The organism is Nitrobacter vulgaris (assembly GCF_031453995.1).
GTDB lineage: Bacteria > Pseudomonadota > Alphaproteobacteria > Rhizobiales > Xanthobacteraceae > Nitrobacter > Nitrobacter vulgaris.
This window is the reverse complement of sequence record NZ_JAVDPZ010000022.1, coordinates 13,156-29,290: the sequence shown is the minus strand read 5'-3', so window position 1 is coordinate 29,290 and position 16,135 is coordinate 13,156. Positions and strand designations below refer to the sequence as shown.

At 59.5% G+C, this 16,135-nt stretch carries 14 protein-coding genes; 10 read left to right on the top strand and 4 right to left on the bottom strand.

From position 1 onward, the window contains the following. Positions 1–31: 31 nt before the first annotated feature. Positions 32–718: a helix-turn-helix domain-containing protein gene (locus tag GGQ85_RS13615; protein ID WP_079447780.1), complete on the bottom strand. Its 687-nt coding sequence runs from the start codon at positions 716–718 to the stop codon at positions 32–34. Between the two features lie 104 nt (positions 719–822). Here GGQ85_RS13615 and GGQ85_RS13610 point away from each other — a divergent pair, with 104 nt between their 5' ends. Beyond that, positions 823–1,074, top strand: coding sequence for a hypothetical protein (locus GGQ85_RS13610; protein WP_309774957.1), 252 nt, complete (start codon positions 823–825; stop codon positions 1,072–1,074). 150 nt (positions 1,075–1,224) lie between these two features. Here the strand turns inward: GGQ85_RS13610 and GGQ85_RS13605 are convergent, their stop codons facing one another. Beyond that, on the bottom strand, positions 1,225–1,920 hold the full coding sequence (locus GGQ85_RS13605) for a CBS domain-containing protein (RefSeq protein WP_309774956.1): 696 nt from the start codon (positions 1,918–1,920) through the stop codon (positions 1,225–1,227). A 423-nt stretch (positions 1,921–2,343) separates the two neighbouring features. Between GGQ85_RS13605 and GGQ85_RS13600 the strand changes: the two genes are divergently transcribed. The 4 genes from GGQ85_RS13600 to GGQ85_RS13585 all read left to right on the top strand — a co-directional run bounded on the left by GGQ85_RS13600 (position 2,344) and on the right by GGQ85_RS13585 (position 8,129). Further along, on the top strand, positions 2,344–3,183 hold the full coding sequence (locus tag GGQ85_RS13600) for a universal stress protein (protein ID WP_309774954.1): 840 nt from the start codon (positions 2,344–2,346) through the stop codon (positions 3,181–3,183). 137 nt (positions 3,184–3,320) lie between these two features. Further along, entirely contained in the window at positions 3,321–6,161 is a 2,841-nt protein-coding gene (locus GGQ85_RS13595; protein ID WP_309774953.1) for a cation-translocating P-type ATPase, read from the top strand. Positions 6,162–6,570: 409 nt separating this feature from the next. Then, positions 6,571–6,822 carry a helix-turn-helix transcriptional regulator gene (locus GGQ85_RS13590; protein WP_079447776.1) on the top strand — a complete coding sequence of 84 codons (252 nt, stop codon included), beginning with the start codon at positions 6,571–6,573 and terminating at the stop codon, positions 6,820–6,822. Continuing rightward, on the top strand, positions 6,822–8,129 hold the full coding sequence (locus GGQ85_RS13585) for a type II toxin-antitoxin system HipA family toxin (protein ID WP_309774952.1): 1,308 nt from the start codon (positions 6,822–6,824) through the stop codon (positions 8,127–8,129). The genes GGQ85_RS13590 and GGQ85_RS13585 overlap by 1 nt, the downstream gene beginning before the upstream one ends. 684 nt (positions 8,130–8,813) lie before the next feature. On the opposite strand, the gene GGQ85_RS13580 is transcribed toward GGQ85_RS13585, so the two are convergent. Continuing rightward, positions 8,814–9,089 carry a metal-sensitive transcriptional regulator gene (locus GGQ85_RS13580; RefSeq protein ID WP_079447773.1) on the bottom strand — a complete coding sequence of 92 codons (276 nt, stop codon included), beginning with the start codon at positions 9,087–9,089 and terminating at the stop codon, positions 8,814–8,816. Positions 9,090–9,143: 54 nt separating this feature from the next. Between GGQ85_RS13580 and GGQ85_RS13575 the strand changes: the two genes are divergently transcribed. Continuing rightward, on the top strand, positions 9,144–11,621 hold the full coding sequence (locus tag GGQ85_RS13575; protein ID WP_309774951.1) for a heavy metal translocating P-type ATPase: 2,478 nt from the start codon (positions 9,144–9,146) through the stop codon (positions 11,619–11,621). 28 nt (positions 11,622–11,649) lie between these two features. On the opposite strand, the gene GGQ85_RS13570 is transcribed toward GGQ85_RS13575, so the two are convergent. Further along, on the bottom strand, positions 11,650–12,087 hold the full coding sequence (locus tag GGQ85_RS13570) for a DUF2147 domain-containing protein (protein ID WP_309774950.1): 438 nt from the start codon (positions 12,085–12,087) through the stop codon (positions 11,650–11,652). A 282-nt stretch (positions 12,088–12,369) separates the two neighbouring features. On the opposite strand from GGQ85_RS13570, the gene GGQ85_RS13565 reads away from it, so the two are divergent. The 4 genes from GGQ85_RS13565 to GGQ85_RS13545 all read left to right on the top strand — a co-directional run bounded on the left by GGQ85_RS13565 (position 12,370) and on the right by GGQ85_RS13545 (position 16,133). Further along, positions 12,370–12,975 (top strand): superoxide dismutase, encoded by a 606-nt coding sequence (locus tag GGQ85_RS13565; RefSeq protein ID WP_309774949.1) that lies wholly within the window; start codon positions 12,370–12,372, stop codon positions 12,973–12,975. A 585-nt stretch (positions 12,976–13,560) separates the two neighbouring features. Further along, on the top strand, positions 13,561–14,316 hold the full coding sequence (locus GGQ85_RS13555) for a metal ABC transporter ATP-binding protein (protein WP_309774947.1): 756 nt from the start codon (positions 13,561–13,563) through the stop codon (positions 14,314–14,316). Between the two features lie 6 nt (positions 14,317–14,322). Beyond that, on the top strand, positions 14,323–15,192 hold the full coding sequence (locus tag GGQ85_RS13550; protein WP_309774946.1) for a metal ABC transporter permease: 870 nt from the start codon (positions 14,323–14,325) through the stop codon (positions 15,190–15,192). Positions 15,193–15,203: 11 nt separating this feature from the next. After that, positions 15,204–16,133: a metal ABC transporter solute-binding protein, Zn/Mn family gene (locus tag GGQ85_RS13545; protein ID WP_309774945.1), complete on the top strand. Its 930-nt coding sequence runs from the start codon at positions 15,204–15,206 to the stop codon at positions 16,131–16,133. The last annotated feature ends 2 nt before the right edge of the window (positions 16,134–16,135 follow it).

Here is a 16,135-nt window from a genome sequence, read left to right as displayed (position 1 = left end):
GATGCGCCGGGTGAACCGTGGGCCGGTAACCTCAAGCCTCCATGGCGGTCAGCCTCTGTCGGTTGCGCAGCGCGATTTGGCGAGCGCTCGAAAACATCAGGATGCCCTGATCGTTGAGTTGCGAAAGCGCCCGCGAGACAGTCTCAAGAGTCAAACCGAGGTAGTCGCCAATGTCGCGACGACACATCGGAAGCGCCATCATGCCGGTCTTGGCGAGCCGGCGATCCATTTCCAGGAGGAAAGTGGCAACGCGCTCAATCGCGGTCTTGCGGCCAAGAAGCAGCATATGATCTTCGGCATGGCGGAGGTCGCTTGCCGTCAACGTCCAGAGATTGCGGGCAACTTGGGCGTTCGATGCTGCGGCCTTCTCAAGGCTGCGACGAGGCACCAGGCGGACAGTGGTATCGACGATTGCTTCGGCGGTGAGTCGGTGCTCCAAGCCGGGGTCGAGGCCAAAGACATCGCCCGGCAGGTGGAATGCGCCGATCTGCCGTCGTCCGTCGCTCAGCAGTTTATAGGTACGGACTGCGCCGCCGATAGTCTGGTAGAGGTATTCGGAAGGCTCGCCTTCGCCGTAGATTTCTTCATCCTTTCTGTAGGAAAATTCGCTTGGAACCACTCCCGAGCCGCGGACGATCTCGCCGAATTGGTCGGCCGCCAGGACGTGCGGGATGTCGAGAACCTTAGCAGTGAGGCCGGTGATCGTCTCGGTATGCATGTCGCCATCTCCTCGATGCGGGATGGCTTGGTTTACCGGAGATGTCCGCGCCAGAATATTTCGGTCGATATCCTAAGGGGAGCCTCCTAAGGGGTGTTACGGAGGTGGATGTTCCAGGACGTGGCGCCGACGTACCGATGGTGCTCAAAGCGCATTTCTACGTGAAAGCCTGGAAAGGTGGCGATGTTCCCCGTCGTATCGGGCGAACCAAAGGCGAGCTGAACTTGAAACTCCATACTGTCTGCCATGGCGAAGGCCGGCCGATCGTCGTGCTCCTCTCGGAAGGCCAGATGAGCGACCACAAGCGCGCCCGCCTTGTGCTTGGCGCCTTGCATCCCGTCGAACCGAAGTCGTAAAGTTCCATACGCCTGCGAGGCTCTCTACGGCCAGCGCCATAACGTCGAAGACCTGTTCGCAAAGCTTAAAGACTGGCGGCGCATCGCAACACGATACGACCGATGCGCCCACACCTTCTCCGCAAACTGCATCGTCGCAACAGTCATCTTCTAGACATTATCGATGAATGCTGAACCTAGGTAGAGGTGGTCGTGAACCACCTTGACACCTGGGACGTTTTCAGCCGCCACGATCGCAGCTTGCCGGAAACGCGCGTCCGTAATGACGCCTGTAAGATATACAATTCCATCATGAACCGTGACGCTCAATTGCGCCGGTCGCCAGTCATTCTTATCGATGGAGGCGATCACACGGTCACGAATATGATCATCATCTGCCGTCGGGTCCGGAACATCCTTTGCGAGGCTTGCGACGGCACGAAGAAGGTCGGTGCGGGTCACAATCCCAATTACCGTGCGTCCACGCACCACGGGCAGACGCTTGACACTACGGCGCTCCATCAAACGCACAAGCTCCGCAAGCGGCATATCTTCGGTTGCGGTGCAGAGGTCGTCTTGTGTCATAATCTCGCTGACCTTACGACCATGCTCTCGCACAAAGTCCTGGGCCACTTTTCCCGAAACCCCCATCAGAAATTCGAGCCATCTGATGCGCGGACGCTGCGTCCCGATCTCACTGCGTCGCACAAAATCTCCCTCCGAGACCACTCCAATCAGCCCGCTCCTCTTGTCAACAACGGGAAGGCCGCTGATGTGCTGTTGCAACATAAGGTTTGCAGCATCCAGAATGGACGTGTCGGCTGACACTGTGATCACCTTGCGGGTCATTATCTGATGTGCACGCATTCAACCCTCCATTTTTGAGAATATTCGTCCAGAAATGAAACCGGATGATTGACGCACCTCAAACAAGACCTTCATCCAAGCCTGACTTTCGATCGACCTGAGACGAATGTTCGAGCATCAACTACGAGGGATATGAACTGACTCGTGCAAGGAGCGCCCAACACCGATTTGGCGTCTGGAAGACAAGGATATAAGTCGATCCGTCCAGTGCGCGTCGAAGCTCATGGCTCCCAAGGCACTACAATTTCGCAGCTGGATGGTTGACTGACTGGTTTCTTCCGTAAGGCGTTGTCGCAAGAAATGCCTCGGGATTCATTCGACTACACGGAGTAGCCGCAGGTATCCAGGCGCGATCCATTGCGATGGATCAAAACACGGAGTTCCCTAGAGGCTAGGTTAAAAACCTCCAGAAGGGAGGGATTCATGGCCTTCAAGGATGTTCTTCTGACGCTGACGAGCTATCCGGAACCAACGCCCGTCTCGATAGTGAACGATGCAGTTTCGATAGCCGCCGCTCTCCGTGCTCATTTGGCGGCGATTTCTTGCGAAGTACACGTGGAAGTGCCGGGCAACTTCCTTGCCAAGGCGATCATCGACATACCCGGAATCGCGGCCCATGAAACGGCAAAGAGCCGAAAGAGCGCCAAAGATCTGCTTGCCGCGTTTGAAGCGGCGGCTGCAAAATCCGGCGTTACGCATGAGACCATTTTCGAGAAATGCGCAACGCATCGGACGCCGACGCTGCTGGTCTACTATGCGCGGCTTCGCGATCTCACGATCATGCCGGTACCGGCATCATATGATCTGTGGTGCGCGGAGGAGATTATCTTCGAATCGGGCAGGCCGACGCTGATCCTGCCCACTGTCCCGCGATCACGCCCGTTCCAGCTCGATACCGTCGGCGTGGCTTGGGATTTCAGTCGCACCGCGACGCGTGCGGTTTCGGATGCGCTTCCCCTTTTTGACAAGGCGAAGAAGGTCCGCGTTGTTATCGTCACGAACGAAAAATCTTTTGATTCCAAACATTCCCCCGAAGAACTGGCAAAAAATCTTGCCCATCACGGTATCGATGTCGTTTTGGACGAGGTCGACGCCGAAGGCAGGCCGATCGGCGAGGTCCTTGAAGCATACGTACTTTCCCGTGGGATCGACCTGCTTGTCATGGGGGCTTATGGGCAGTCCAGATGGCGCGAGGTCGTACTTGGAGGTGCAACCAGGAGTTTGCTGTTAAAACCGCCTGTTCCGGTTTTCTTCTCGCGTTGACGAGGTGTCACGCAAGCGCACCTTGACGCCACGCCACCATATCAGGCGAAAATTGCGTGCGGCCTCGTTGAGGGACAGCGATCTTTGCTGCAGGGTTCTGATAGGAAGATTTCGAACAAATTCTGAGCGGGGTTTTCTTGCAGCAGCAGTGGCAGCAACCAAGAGATCCGCATCGCCTCTCAGCGGATGAGGTATTCAAAACGCTCGGCACGACGGTGCAGTTCGGGTTGAGCGACGACGAGATAAGGCGACGCCTCGCGCGCTATGGCCGCAATGAACTGCAAGCGGAAGCGCCAAGGGCGGCCTGGCTGAAGTTCCTCGACCAGTTTGCCAACATCCTCGTGGCCCTTCTGATTGTCGCGGCGGTGATCTCCTCCGGCCTTTGGTTCTATGAATCTCGTTCCGCACTGCCTTATGAAGCCATTGCGATCTTCGCCATCGTTTTTATCAATGCGGTGCTGGGTTATGCCCAGGAAGCTCGAGCCCAGAAGGCCATGGCCGCGCTGCGCCAGATGGCGGCGACACGAGCCAATGTCATCCGAGAAGGCGTGCCGCAGAAGATCGCGGCAGCAGAGTTGGTCCCCGGCGACATCATTCTCATCGAGGAAGGCAACACGATCCCCGCTGATGCGCGGCTTGTTCAATCAACCGCGCTGCAGCTCCAGGAGGGGGCGCTGACGGGAGAAAGCCTGCCAGTCTCGAAGGATACGCTGCCCGTCACCACCGAGGCGGAATTAGGTGACTGGCACAACATGGTCTTCAGCGGGACGACCGTCGTTTACGGGCACGGTCGCGCCGTGATCACAGCCACCGGCATACAGACCCAGATAGGCCGCATCGCAGGTCTGCTCGAAAGAGCCCCGGAAGAGACGACCCCCCTTCAGAAGGAGCTTGATCGCGTCGGCAAGCTGCTGGCGATGATCGTCATAGTCATTGCGGTGGCGATGATCGGGATCATCCTGCTCATCAGCGAGATTCGCGATCTGTCAGACGTGTTCGATGCCTTGATCTTCGGCGTTGCGCTTGCCGTGGCAGCGATCCCGGAAGGCTTGCCAGCCATCGTGACGGCCGTGCTGGCACTCGGTGTGCAGCGGATGGCCAAGCGAAACGCCATCGTTCGTAAGCTCGCCGCGGTCGAGGCTCTGGGTTCGGCGAATGTCATTGCTTCCGATAAAACCGGAACGCTGACGAAGAACGAGATGACCGTCCGCCGAATCGTTACGGCCAGTGGATGCACCAATTTGAACGGCACCGGCTACGTCCCCGAGGGGGACCTGCAGTATCAGCCGTCGAATGACGATGCCCTTCAGTACGAGTTGAACCGCGCGCTGCGCGCGGCCGACAGGGCCAACAACGCAGTTCTCCAGGAGAACGATGGCCGATGGACCGTTCATGGCGATCCGACCGAGGGCGCGCTGATTGTCGCGGCGCGCAAGGCGGGGCTGACGGCAGAGGCGCTGGATAAGCGTTTTCCCCGCATAGCCGAGGTCCCGTTCTCGTCGGAGCGTAAGCTCATGAGCACGATTCACTCCGATGCCAAGAAGCGCGAGCGGCTTATCGCCCTGACGAAGGGCGCGCCCGACGTTTTGCTTACCCGCTGTTCGCACGAGCTTGTGGGTAAAGAGGCGAGGCCGCTGACCGATGCGCGCCGGGCTGAAATCCTGATGAGCAATGGAGCGCTGGCTGCGGACGCACTTCGGACGCTAGGAGTGGCATTCCGCTCACTGCCACCCGACCCGGAGGGCCGAGAGGGCTTTGACGAAAGCGTGGAGCAGGATCTCGTCTTCCTGGGGTTGATCGGAATGATGGACCCGCCGCGCGAGGAAGCGAGAAAAGCCATCGCCAAGGCGAAAAAGGCGGGTATCCGCCTGATCATGATCACCGGCGATCATCCGAAGACCGCCGCCGTGATCGCTGCCGAACTTGGCATCGCGTCCGATGGCCGCATCCTTGCTGGCACCGAGTTGAAGGCAATGAGTGACGATGCGCTCGACCGGGCGGTCGCGGAGACTTCAGTCTACGCCCGGGTCAATCCGGAGCACAAGCTACGCATCGTCGAGGCGCTTCAGCGGAGCGGAATGATGGTGGCAATGACAGGCGACGGCGTCAACGACGCACCGGCCCTGAAGAGGGCGGATATCGGTATCGCCATGGGGATCACCGGCACCGATGTCTCCAAGGAAGCAGCCGACATGGTGCTCGCCGACGACAATTTCGCGACGATTGTGGCCGCAGTGGAGGAGGGACGGGCAATCTTCGCCAATATCCGAAGATTTTTGCGCTATCTGCTGTCGTCGAACATCGGCGAAGTCATGACGATGTTCCTTGGCGTGTTGCTCGCTGGCGTGATCGGTCTTTCAGCGCCCGGAAGGGAAGATGGCACGCTCATCCTTCCCCTGATGGCCACGCAGATCCTGTGGATCAATCTGGTGACGGATGGCGGTCCTGCGCTTGCCCTTGGGGTCGAACCGATCGACACTCGAACCATGACTCGTCTGCCGCGTCCTCGAGGCGAAGGCGTGATCACCCGCCGGATGTGGAGAGGCATCTTTTTTATCGGCACCGTGATGGCAGCCGGAACGCTCTTCGTGCTCGACGCTTCGCTTCCCGGCGGCCTGATCGAAGGCAAGGGATCGGTCGTCTATGCGCAGACCATGGCGTTCACCACGTTGACGATGTTTCAGCTATTCAATGTGTTCAATGCCCGCTCCGATGAGCAGAGCGCATTTGTTGGACTGTTCAGGAATAATTGGCTATCGGCGGCCGTCGTGTTTTCCCTGATCCTCCACATCGCTGTCGTCTATGTGCCGTTTCTTCAGGAGGCGTTCTCGACGACAGCTCTGGGTCTGGCCGACTGGTTGATCTGTACGGTGGTCGCGAGCTCGGTATTGTGGTTGCGTGAGCTTAGCAAGTTCGCGGCTTGGAGGAAGGGATCGGCACGGCGCGGAGCATCATCATGGCGGTGCTGCCGCTCGTGAACACTTTGCGGTCATGTGCATTATCGAGCCGAAGCACTGTCGAAGGTTAGGTTACGTTCTTAGCACGGTAAGTTGTGTGGGCCTGAGACGGCGATTTAAAAGCGGAGCAAAGGACTTTTGCTTTTTGGGTCGGAAATTATCACGGCCTTAACGACCTCCCTTGAGATCTCCTCCGCGTCGTTCCCTTACCAATCGGCATGGCAGCCGTGCCCACAACATTCCGGAAAGTGAAGTGGACGGGGCACCGTGGACAGGTACGATCTAATGCGGCGCCAAGTAGAACGCCTCTCAAGGCGAGGTTTTATGCGCTGGTTCATGTAAAACTTATTTATCGCATTTGACGCATAATTTGAATCTATGAACTAATTACGATATTGAAGAATTATCGGAATTAGGCCATAGTTGAGCTATGGCAGACTTGGCGCGCAGTCCAAAGCAGGTCGGCAACTTCATCCGCCGCGCACGCAAGCAGCGGAGATGGAGCCAGACGCAGCTCGGCGAGAGGGCGGGTCTCCGTCAGGAGACAGTCTCCTTAATCGAAAGCGGCAATCCCGCCACCAGGCTGGATACGATCCTTGCCGTGCTCGCCGCGCTCGACCTCGAAGTACAGATAGGACCACGATCGAAGGGCAGGGCCGCCGCCATTGAGGATATTTTCTGATGGCGCGCCGTCGGCAGCACGCACCGCTGTACGTCTATCTCAACAACCGCCTGGTCGGTCATCTTCTCAAAGATCCGGGCGGCGCGGTCAGCTTTCAATATGATGAAAGCTGGCTCGGTTGGGAGAATGCCATCCCGGTCTCGCTTTCACTGCCGTTACGGGAGGACTCCTGGCGCGGTGCTCCGGTCATTGCTGTCTTCGAGAACCTGCTCCCCGACTCCGAACTGCTGCGCCGACGTGTCGCAGAAAGGGTCGGCGCTGAAGGGGCCGACGCCTATAGCCTGCTCGTAGCCATCGGACGGGATTGCATCGGTGCTCTCCAGTTTGTTGCCGATGGAGTCGATGAGCGCAGCAGTGGGATCGAAGGAGAGCCCATCGATGACGCGGCAATCGAAAAGCTGCTGCGGAACCTTGAGCAGGCTCCCCTTGGCCTCAGCAAAGACGACGACTTCCGGATTTCCGTTGCCGGCGCGCAGGAAAAGACCGCGCTGCTGTGGGACGGCAAGCGTTGGCGCAGGCCTCTCGGGACGACACCCACGACCCATATCCTGAAGCCCCAGATCGGTGAACTGCCAAACGGCATCGATCTGTCGAACAGCGTCGAGAACGAGTTTTTTTGCCTGAGGCTGCTCGCAGTCTTTGGGCTTCCGGTCAACAACGCCACCATCGAGACGTTCGGGAGGACGAGAGCGCTGGTCATTGAACGCTTCGACCGGCGTTGGACTCAGGACGGGCGCCTACTGCGCTTGCCGCAGGAAGATTGCTGTCAGGCGCTGTCGGTGCCCCCGAGCAGGAAGTATCAGAGCGACGGCGGGCCCGGCCTCGTGCAGGTTCTCGACCTCCTCAAGGGCAGCGACACGCCCGACGAGGATCGCAAGACCGTCCTCAAGGCCCAGATCCTGTTCTGGCTTATCGGGGCCACCGACGGACACGCCAAGAACTTCAGCATCTTCCTCGGACCAGGCGGCACTTTCCGCCTGACGCCGCTTTACGACGTTCTGTCCGCCCAGCCGAGTCTCGACGCCCGCCAGATCGAACGCAAGCAGATGAAGCTCGCCATGGCCGTGGGAGCGAAGAACCACTACAGGATTGATGGAATTCAAGGCCGACACTTCTTCGAGACCGGACGGAAGGCGCGATTTTCGAAGACGACCGTTCAAACCGTGATCAACGAAATCGCTGCCACCGCAGGCGAGACGCTGGAGCGGTTAGCGGATGAATTGCCGCCCCGGTTTCCCAAAGCGATCCATGCTTCTGTCAGCAAAGCCTTCGCCGCACGTCTCGGGGTTCTTTCGGCTGAAACATGAGGTGCGCGTGAAGTCGACAGTCTCTGCGTGGACCAAACATCATCGCAACAAACGATATGAGACAGTGTCGAACTGTCAGCGATAGTTGCAGTGCTAATACAGATGCCTTGTGATACTGGTGCTAACGGTCTTTTTCTTGTCTGTCTGCGGAGTGCCGTTCAAACTATCGTACGTCGATTTTCTGTGCTTGATCTGTCGATGATTCACTCGATCGTTGTCGATAGTGTCCGAAACGATGTTCAAAAGAAGATCGTGATTTTCTGCTGGGAAATCAGTAGCGAAAATTTTTTGACGGATCGCTTTTCGGATTCGGGAGATCACCGTCAATCTCCTGTCGAATCTTGACCACTTCGGTGCGAAAGTTTCAATCGAAGCGTTGAGTTCGACATGCGGCCGCTTGATGTGGCGGGCCGGGTCCATCAGTTCATGCTAGAGCCGGTCAAGAACGGCTGCCTCCAGTCATCCTGGCGGAGGGCGGTGAGGTTTGCACGAGTGCCCTCGCTTCGGCGGTCGCGCCGAAATGCTTCGTCGAGAAGTTTGACGAAGCTGGCTTCAACTCCTCACAACCGCTGCAACATAGAACGTATTGGGCAGTGCGACTTCGAGAAGATTCAGATACCGCATCGATCTGATCTGGCGCATCCGATGTCGCGCACCCGGTGAACGCCGGCAGTATCTCTTCAACTATCGGTTCGTCCGCTCGATGACGGCCATCAACTCGGAGATCTTGCGCCGCTGATCGGCCTTGTTGCCGCTTGTGATCGCGTGCTCGACGCAATGCGCCACATGATCCTTCAGCACTTCCTCCTCGACGCGCCGGAGCGCGGCGCGCACGGCGGATATCTGCGTCACGATGTCGATACAATAGCGGTCTTCGTCCACCATTCGGGATAGGCCGCGTACCTGGCCCTCGATCCGGCTGAGGCGCTTTCGGCAGGATATCTTGATATTGTCGCGCATGACGGATATATACCCCCGTGGGGTATAGACTGCAAGGGGATTGCGGAGATCGGGATGAACACAGCAGGGCAAGCAAAGTCCCAAGATGGCTGCGGCTGCGGTGCGGAGAAGCAGACTGCATCACCCCCCGCCGCATCGAGTGAGGCGAGTTGCTGCGGTGAGGAAGTTGCGACGGCACATGCTCATGACGCGCACGCACATCATCACGAGCAACACCATGGTCAGGCCGCCCATGCGGCCGACGTAAAAGTTCTGGATCCGGTCTGTGGCATGACGGTCGATCCGCAGACCAGCAAACATCGCTTCGATCATCATGGTTCGACCTATCATTTCTGCTCTGCCGGCTGCCGAACCAAATTCGCCGCGGCGCCGCAGTCATATCTTGACAAGTCCAAGGCGCCGCCGGCGGATGTGCCGGAAGGCACCATCTACACCTGCCCGATGCACCCGGAAGTCCGCCAGGTTGGCCCCGGCGCCTGTCCGATCTGCGGCATGGCGCTGGAGCCTGAATTTGTGTCCCTGGATGACGCGCCTAATCCTGAACTCGCGGATATGCTGCGCCGGTTCTGGATCGGGTTGATCCTCGCGTTGCCTGTGATCGCGTTGGACATGGGTGCGCATATTGCCGGAGCGCATGGCTGGATCGGGCAAACATTATCGAACTGGATTCAGCTTGCGTTCGCGACGCCGGTGGTGATCTGGGCCGGCTGGCCGTTCTTCTTGCGTGGCTGGCAATCGCTGACGACGCGCAATCTCAACATGTTCACGCTGATCGCGATGGGCACTGGCGTCGCCTATGTCTATAGCCTTGCCGCCACCTTCGCGCCCGCGATATTCCCGCCGGCCTTTCGCGGGCATGACGGCGCGGTCGCGGTCTATTTCGAGGCGGCGGCGGTTATCACTATCCTGGTGCTGCTCGGGCAGGTGCTTGAGTTGCGCGCTCGCGAGGCAACGTCGGGAGCCATCAAGGCGCTGCTCGATCTTGCACCGAAGACCGCGCGCCGCATTGATGAGCTAGGCGCGGATCACGATGTGGCGCTTGACGACGTAGCCGTCGGTGACCGGCTCCGGGTTCGCCCCGGAGAAAAGGTGCCGGTGGACGGTGTTATCGTCGAGGGTCGCTCGTCGCTCGATGAATCTATGGTGACCGGTGAATCCATGCCGGTTGCCAGGGAAGCGGGCGCACGGGTGATCGCTGGCACCATCAACCGGTCTGGCAGCTTCGTCATGCGGACCGAGAAGGTCGGGCGCGACACGCTGTTGTCGCGGATCGTACAGATGGTAGCGCAGGCGCAGCGGTCCCGCGCTCCGATCCAGCGTTTGGCCGATCGGGTGGCCGGCTGGTTCGTGCCCGCCGTCATCGCTGCGGCCGCGGTCGCGTTCGCGGTCTGGGCCGTCGTTGGCCCCGAGCCGCGTCTGGCGTTCGGTCTGGTTGCTGCGGTGAGCGTGCTGATCATCGCCTGTCCATGTGCACTCGGGCTCGCCACGCCAATGTCGATCATGGTGGGCGTGGGACGCGGCGCGCAGGCCGGCGTCCTGATCAAGAACGCCGAAGCGCTCGAGCGCATGGAGAAGGTCGACACGCTGGTGGTCGACAAGACCGGCACCTTAACCGAGGGCAAGCCCAAGGTCGTCGCCATCGAGGTAGCGGAAGGTGTCGAGAAAGACGATCTGCTGCGTCTTGCTGCAAGCGTCGAGCGATCCAGCGAGCATCCGCTGGCGGACGCCATCGTAGCTGCGGCGAAGCACCGCAATCTGGTGCTGAACGACGTGCAGGAATTTGACGCGCCGGCCGGAAAGGGCGTGACTGGAAAGATCGCGGGAAAAACTGTGCTGATCGGCTCAGCCGCGTTTCTCGAATCCCGGAATGTTGCCGTTCACGGCATGGCGGCATTGGCCGAAGATCTGCGCGCCGACGGCGCCACCGTCATCAATATCGCACGTGAGGGCAAGCTGGCGGGTCTGCTCGCGATTGCCGATCCTGTGAAAGCGTCAGCGCGCGCGGCTCTGAAAGCGCTGGCAGAAGACGGCATTAAGGTCATCATGCTGACCGGCGACAATCGCACCACCGCCCATGCGATCGCCAGGCAGCTTGGCATCGCCGATGTCGAGGCGGATGTTCTTCCCGAGCAGAAGAGCGCGATCGTCGCAAGACTTCGGGATGAGGGGCGTGTCGTGGCGATGGCCGGCGACGGCATCAACGATGCACCAGCGCTTGCTACCGCCGATGTCGGCATCGCCATGGGCACCGGGACGGACATTGCAATGGAGAGCGCCGGCGTGACGCTGCTCGGGGGCGATCTCATGGGTATCGCTCGCGCCCACCGTCTCTCTGAGACGACAATGCGCAATATTCGGCAGAACCTGTTCTTCGCCTTCATCTACAATGCGGCAGGCATTCCGATCGCAGCCGGAGTTCTCTATCCGCTTTTTGGCTTGCTGTTGTCCCCGGTCGTGGCGGCGGCGGCTATGGCGCTATCGTCGGTGAGCGTCGTCGGCAACGCGCTGCGGCTGCGTGCTGCGAGGCTTTGAAGGCGAGGGTAGGTCGGTCGTTTGTTCTTCAGCGGTGAGTGCGCGTCCAGACCTCTCCGCTGCACAACGCGCCGACGCAGCCTTCCACGCGCAGCGCGCCGGGACCCGCGACAGAGACGTTGCTGGCATAGGAGTTGCCGTCATCGGCATTGTAGATCGTGCCTGACCATTTGTTAGATTCGGTTTGCGACATGCCATGGAACAGCGGCAGTCCGATCATCGGTCGCTTGGACAGCGCGGGGTTGCGATTTTTGTCGTCGACGGCAGGTCTTCCGGTCGCGGGATCGATCGGGTTGCGTAGCCAGACAATGACGCCGCAAATTCCGCTGCGGCATTTGCTGACACGAACCTTGGCATCACCCGCCTGTGTTAACCAGATGCCGGTGGGGTCGGCCGGTGTCTGTGCGCCGGCGACAGATAACATGGCGGAAAGAATCGCAATGGCAAAGCCGGATCGCACGAGCATGACAACCACCTCCAGAGTCCCTTGGGGTGCATAACAAAAAAAACGAGTGATGCAACGTTATATGTGCAGCGAGCTATGGCCGGTCCTGGAGAAGGCAAAGGACGTAGTGGCAGCGAGCTGCGCGTCTCGTGAATATGCGGCCTGCAAGACCGGCATACCCAGCGTTGACCACTCTCAAGTTATGGTATGTAACGGCTATTGTAGTACTGGCGAAGGAAACTCCTGATCAGGGGTTTTCTCTGGTCTCAATTTCAATCTCCCACCAATTCGGACAAATAACCCATGACCTTTACGCTTCCGAACCTGCCGTATTCCCATGACGCGCTTGCGCCTCATATGTCCAAAGAAACCTTGGAGTATCATCATGATAAGCACCATCAGGCGTATGTGACCAACGGAAATAACGCAATCAAGGGGACCGAATTCGAGGGCAAATCGCTCGAGGAGATCGTGAAAAGCTCATACGGCAAGAGCGCGGCCGTGGGCGTCTTCAACAACGCCGGTCAGCACTATAACCACCTGCATTTCTGGAACTGGATGAAGCCCAATGGCGGTGGCAATAAACTGCCCGGTCGTCTGGAGAAGAAAATCGTCGAGGATTTTGGCAGTCTGGACAAATTCAAGGCTGACTTCGCCGCAGCTGGCGCCGGGCAGTTCGGTTCAGGATGGGCATGGCTGCAAGTGAAGAATGGTAAGCTCGGAGTGTCCAAGACGCCGAACGCCGAGAATCCGCTGATTCACAACGCGACTCCCATTCTTGGCTGCGACGTTTGGGAGCACTCTTATTACATCGACTACCGCAATCGCCGTCCGGATTATCTCAAGGCGTTCCTCGATCATCTCGTGAATTGGGATTACGTCGACGAACTGTTCTCCAAGGCCGTCTGATCTATAGGCGGAGAATCTCATGAAAGGCGGCATGGCAGTGCCGCCTTTTTTTGTTGGTATGCTCGTTCGTTACATTTCTCATCAATGTTTCAGGTTGGACCGCAGCGGGTCTGCTGCGTCACCTTCTTGCATCATCGCTCGATACCGCTGTTGTACAAACACGGCGAGATCGGCTGGCTAGCCATCTACGTGGTCGGGATTGGTCGTTCGGCCTGTTTGCCGGCCTCGCGCTGCTCCGTCCACCTGACATAGGGCGACGACTGCTGGACGCCCCGTTCGCGAAGCCGCCGGCTTGCCTGCTAGCCAACCGTGATGTTATAATATAACGGTCATGGACCTCTCAATTTGGCTCCCTGGTCTCGTCCAGGGCCGGAAAGCGTATCAGGTGCTTCCTCCTCACACTCACGTCCATGGTCAAGCTCACGAGCATGGACACCCAAAGGGGCACGCCCATGGACCATCCTCGCCGCATCCGGCCCAGACAGTGCCATGGTCGATCCTGCGGATGGCGCTGGTTGCTCGGCTGGGAACGGCGCTTGCGGTCAGCGCCGGGCTTTGGGCGGCCGTACTGCTGACAACCGTGAGATGGTAGCGCAACTGCAATTTCGTGACGTCACGCTGGGGTATGAGCGGCATCCGGCCGTGCATCATCTGAGCGGTGAGATCGCGTCCGGCGCGCTGCTGGCGGTGGTCGGTCCAAACGGCGCGGGTAAATCCACGCTGTTTCGCGGCATCGTCGGCATCCTGAAGCCGCTGGCGGGATCGATCGCCTTCGGCGACCTCGACGTCCGCGACATTGCCTATTTGCCACAAAGCGCAGAGATCGATCGCAGCTTTCCGATTTCGGTGTTCGATTTCACCGGTTCCGGGTTGTGGCGAACCACCGGCGCGTTCGGCGGACTCGGCAGGCGGGAACGCCGGCGGATCGTTGAAGCTCTTGCGGTCGTCGGCCTGAACGGATTTGAAAATCGCCCCATCGGCACGCTGTCGGGTGGGCAGATGCAGCGCATGCTGTTCGCTCGGGTGCTGTTGCAAGATGCCGGCGTGATCGTCCTGGACGAGCCCTTCAACGCCATTGACGCCAAGACTTCGGCCGATTTGCTCGCTCTGGTGCGGCGTTGGCATGAGGAGAAGCGCACGGTGGTCGCGGCGCTGCACGACATGGATCTGGTGCGCGCGAATTTTCCGGAGACCCTGCTGCTTGCGCGCGGCGCGGTGGCATGGGGACCGACGGCGCAGGCGTTGACGGCCGACAACCTGTCGCTGGCCCGGCAGATGTGTGAAGCTTTCGATGATGGCGCTGCTGCCTGCGCAGCGCACGTTCCGCCGCGCGCAGCTTGAGGCATCATGATCTACGACGCGCTGGTCGCTCCCTTCGCTGATTTCGAATTCATGCGCCGTGCGCTGGCGGCGGCGATCGCGCTTGCGCTAGGGGCGGCGCCAATCGGCGTGTTCCTGATGTTGAGGGGGATGAGTCTTGTCGGCGATGCGATGGCGCACGCGATCCTGCCGGGAGCGGCCATCGGTTTCCTGCTGTCGGGCCTCAATCTGTTCGCGATGACCGTCGGCGGATTAATTGCTGGGTTCGCAGTGGCGATTCTGGCGGGGGTGGTATCGCGCGTCACCGAATTGAAAGAGGATTCGTCGCTGGCAACCTTCTATCTCGCGTCGCTGGCGTTGGGTGTCACCATCGTGTCGGTCAAAGGCACCAACATCGATCTGCTTCATGTGCTCTTTGGCAATATCCTTGCGATGGACAACCAGACGCTCATGGTGATCGCGATTAATGCCACCGTGACACTTGTGGTGCTCGCGGTGATCTACCGCCCGCTGGTGATCGAATGCGTCGATCCCGTGTTTCTGCGTACGGTGAGCCGCGCCGGTGCGCCGGCGCACCTGGCGTTTCTCGGATTGGTCGTCGTTAACCTCGTCAACGGCTTCCATGCCATGGGCACCCTGCTGGCAGTCGGGTTGATGATTTTGCCGGCGGGCATCGCCCGGTTCTGGTCGCGCGACATCACCGGCATGATGATGATCGCTGTCGTTAGCGCACTGCTGTCCGGTTATGCCGGACTGGTGCTGTCGTTTCACAGCAAGGTGCCTTCGGGACCGGCAATCATCCTGGTGGCGTCGGCGTTTTATGTCGCGTCTGTGCTGTTCGGACGCGTCGGCGGGATTCTGCGACAGCTTTTTCCCGCGCCCCATCTCGAAGCGTGATGGTGGACGTCATGGCGCGGTCTCGTCTCGGAATATGGGTGGTCGCGATCGTGTTGGCAGCGCTCGCGCCCGTCCGCGCCCAAGACCGTAGCGATGACCCCCACAGCGATGACCGGATTGCGGTGGTTGCGAGTTTTTCGATTCTCGGCGATTTCGCGCGGGCTGTTGGAGGCGCGCGGACCGGTGTCACAACCCTGGTCGGGACGAGCGGCGACGTGCATGTGTTTACCCCGACGCCGGCAGACGCCAAAAAGGTCGCGGCCGCGAGACTGGTCATTGTCAACGGCCTCGGCCTCGAAGGCTGGCTGCCGCGGCTGGTGCAGGCCTCTGGCGGCAACGCGGCGATCGTATTTGCGACCACAGGTGTCCCACTTCGCGCGGCCGATGCCGGTCAAACGGTGCACGGTGAGGGTTCGGCAGATCCTCATGCATGGCAGTCCGTTGCCAATGCCAAAATATACGTCGTTAATATTCGAGATGCACTGATTGCGGCCGACCCCGCGGGCGAAGCGGTCTATCGGGACAACGCCGCCGACTATCTCGCGAAATTGGATGCGCTGGATCAGGAGGTTCGCGAGGCAGTGGCCCGGATTCCGCCAGAGCGTCGCAAAGTGATCTCGGCCCACAATGCCTTCACCTATTTCGAGGCGGCCTATGGCATCGCTTTCATCGCTCCGCAGGGCGTATCGACCGATAGCGAGGCGAGCGCGCGCGATATCGCCGCCACCGTCACCCAGATCAGGACCGCAAAAATCCCGGCCGTGTTTCTGGAAAATCTCAGCGATCCGCGGCTGATCAGCCAAATCGCCACTGAGGCCGGGGCACGGGTCGGGGGGACGCTCTATTCTGACAGTTTGAGCGATGAAAAGGGCGACGCCCCCACTTACATTGCCATGGTCCGGCATAATATAAAGGCGTTGATGAGCGCGCTGGCGGAATAGTC

What these genes read in the sequence shown, in the direction of transcription:
- GGQ85_RS13570 (WP_309774950.1), bottom strand. Translation starts at nt 12,087, where the DNA reads ATGCTCGTGCGATCCGGCTTTGCCATTGCGATTCTTTCCGCCATGTTA.
- GGQ85_RS13575 (WP_309774951.1), top strand. Translation starts at nt 9,144, where the DNA reads ATGAACACAGCAGGGCAAGCAAAGTCCCAAGATGGCTGCGGCTGCGGT.
- GGQ85_RS13590 (WP_079447776.1), top strand. Translation starts at nt 6,571, where the DNA reads ATGGCAGACTTGGCGCGCAGTCCAAAGCAGGTCGGCAACTTCATCCGC.
- GGQ85_RS13565 (WP_309774949.1), top strand. Translation starts at nt 12,370, where the DNA reads ATGACCTTTACGCTTCCGAACCTGCCGTATTCCCATGACGCGCTTGCG.
- GGQ85_RS13545 (WP_309774945.1), top strand. Translation starts at nt 15,204, where the DNA reads ATGGCGCGGTCTCGTCTCGGAATATGGGTGGTCGCGATCGTGTTGGCA.
- GGQ85_RS13585 (WP_309774952.1), top strand. Translation starts at nt 6,822, where the DNA reads ATGGCGCGCCGTCGGCAGCACGCACCGCTGTACGTCTATCTCAACAAC.
- GGQ85_RS13600 (WP_309774954.1), top strand. Translation starts at nt 2,344, where the DNA reads ATGGCCTTCAAGGATGTTCTTCTGACGCTGACGAGCTATCCGGAACCA.
- GGQ85_RS13580 (WP_079447773.1), bottom strand. Translation starts at nt 9,089, where the DNA reads ATGCGCGACAATATCAAGATATCCTGCCGAAAGCGCCTCAGCCGGATC.
- GGQ85_RS13555 (WP_309774947.1), top strand. Translation starts at nt 13,561, where the DNA reads ATGGTAGCGCAACTGCAATTTCGTGACGTCACGCTGGGGTATGAGCGG.
- GGQ85_RS13605 (WP_309774956.1), bottom strand. Translation starts at nt 1,920, where the DNA reads ATGCGTGCACATCAGATAATGACCCGCAAGGTGATCACAGTGTCAGCC.
- GGQ85_RS13615 (WP_079447780.1), bottom strand. Translation starts at nt 718, where the DNA reads ATGCATACCGAGACGATCACCGGCCTCACTGCTAAGGTTCTCGACATC.
- GGQ85_RS13550 (WP_309774946.1), top strand. Translation starts at nt 14,323, where the DNA reads ATGATCTACGACGCGCTGGTCGCTCCCTTCGCTGATTTCGAATTCATG.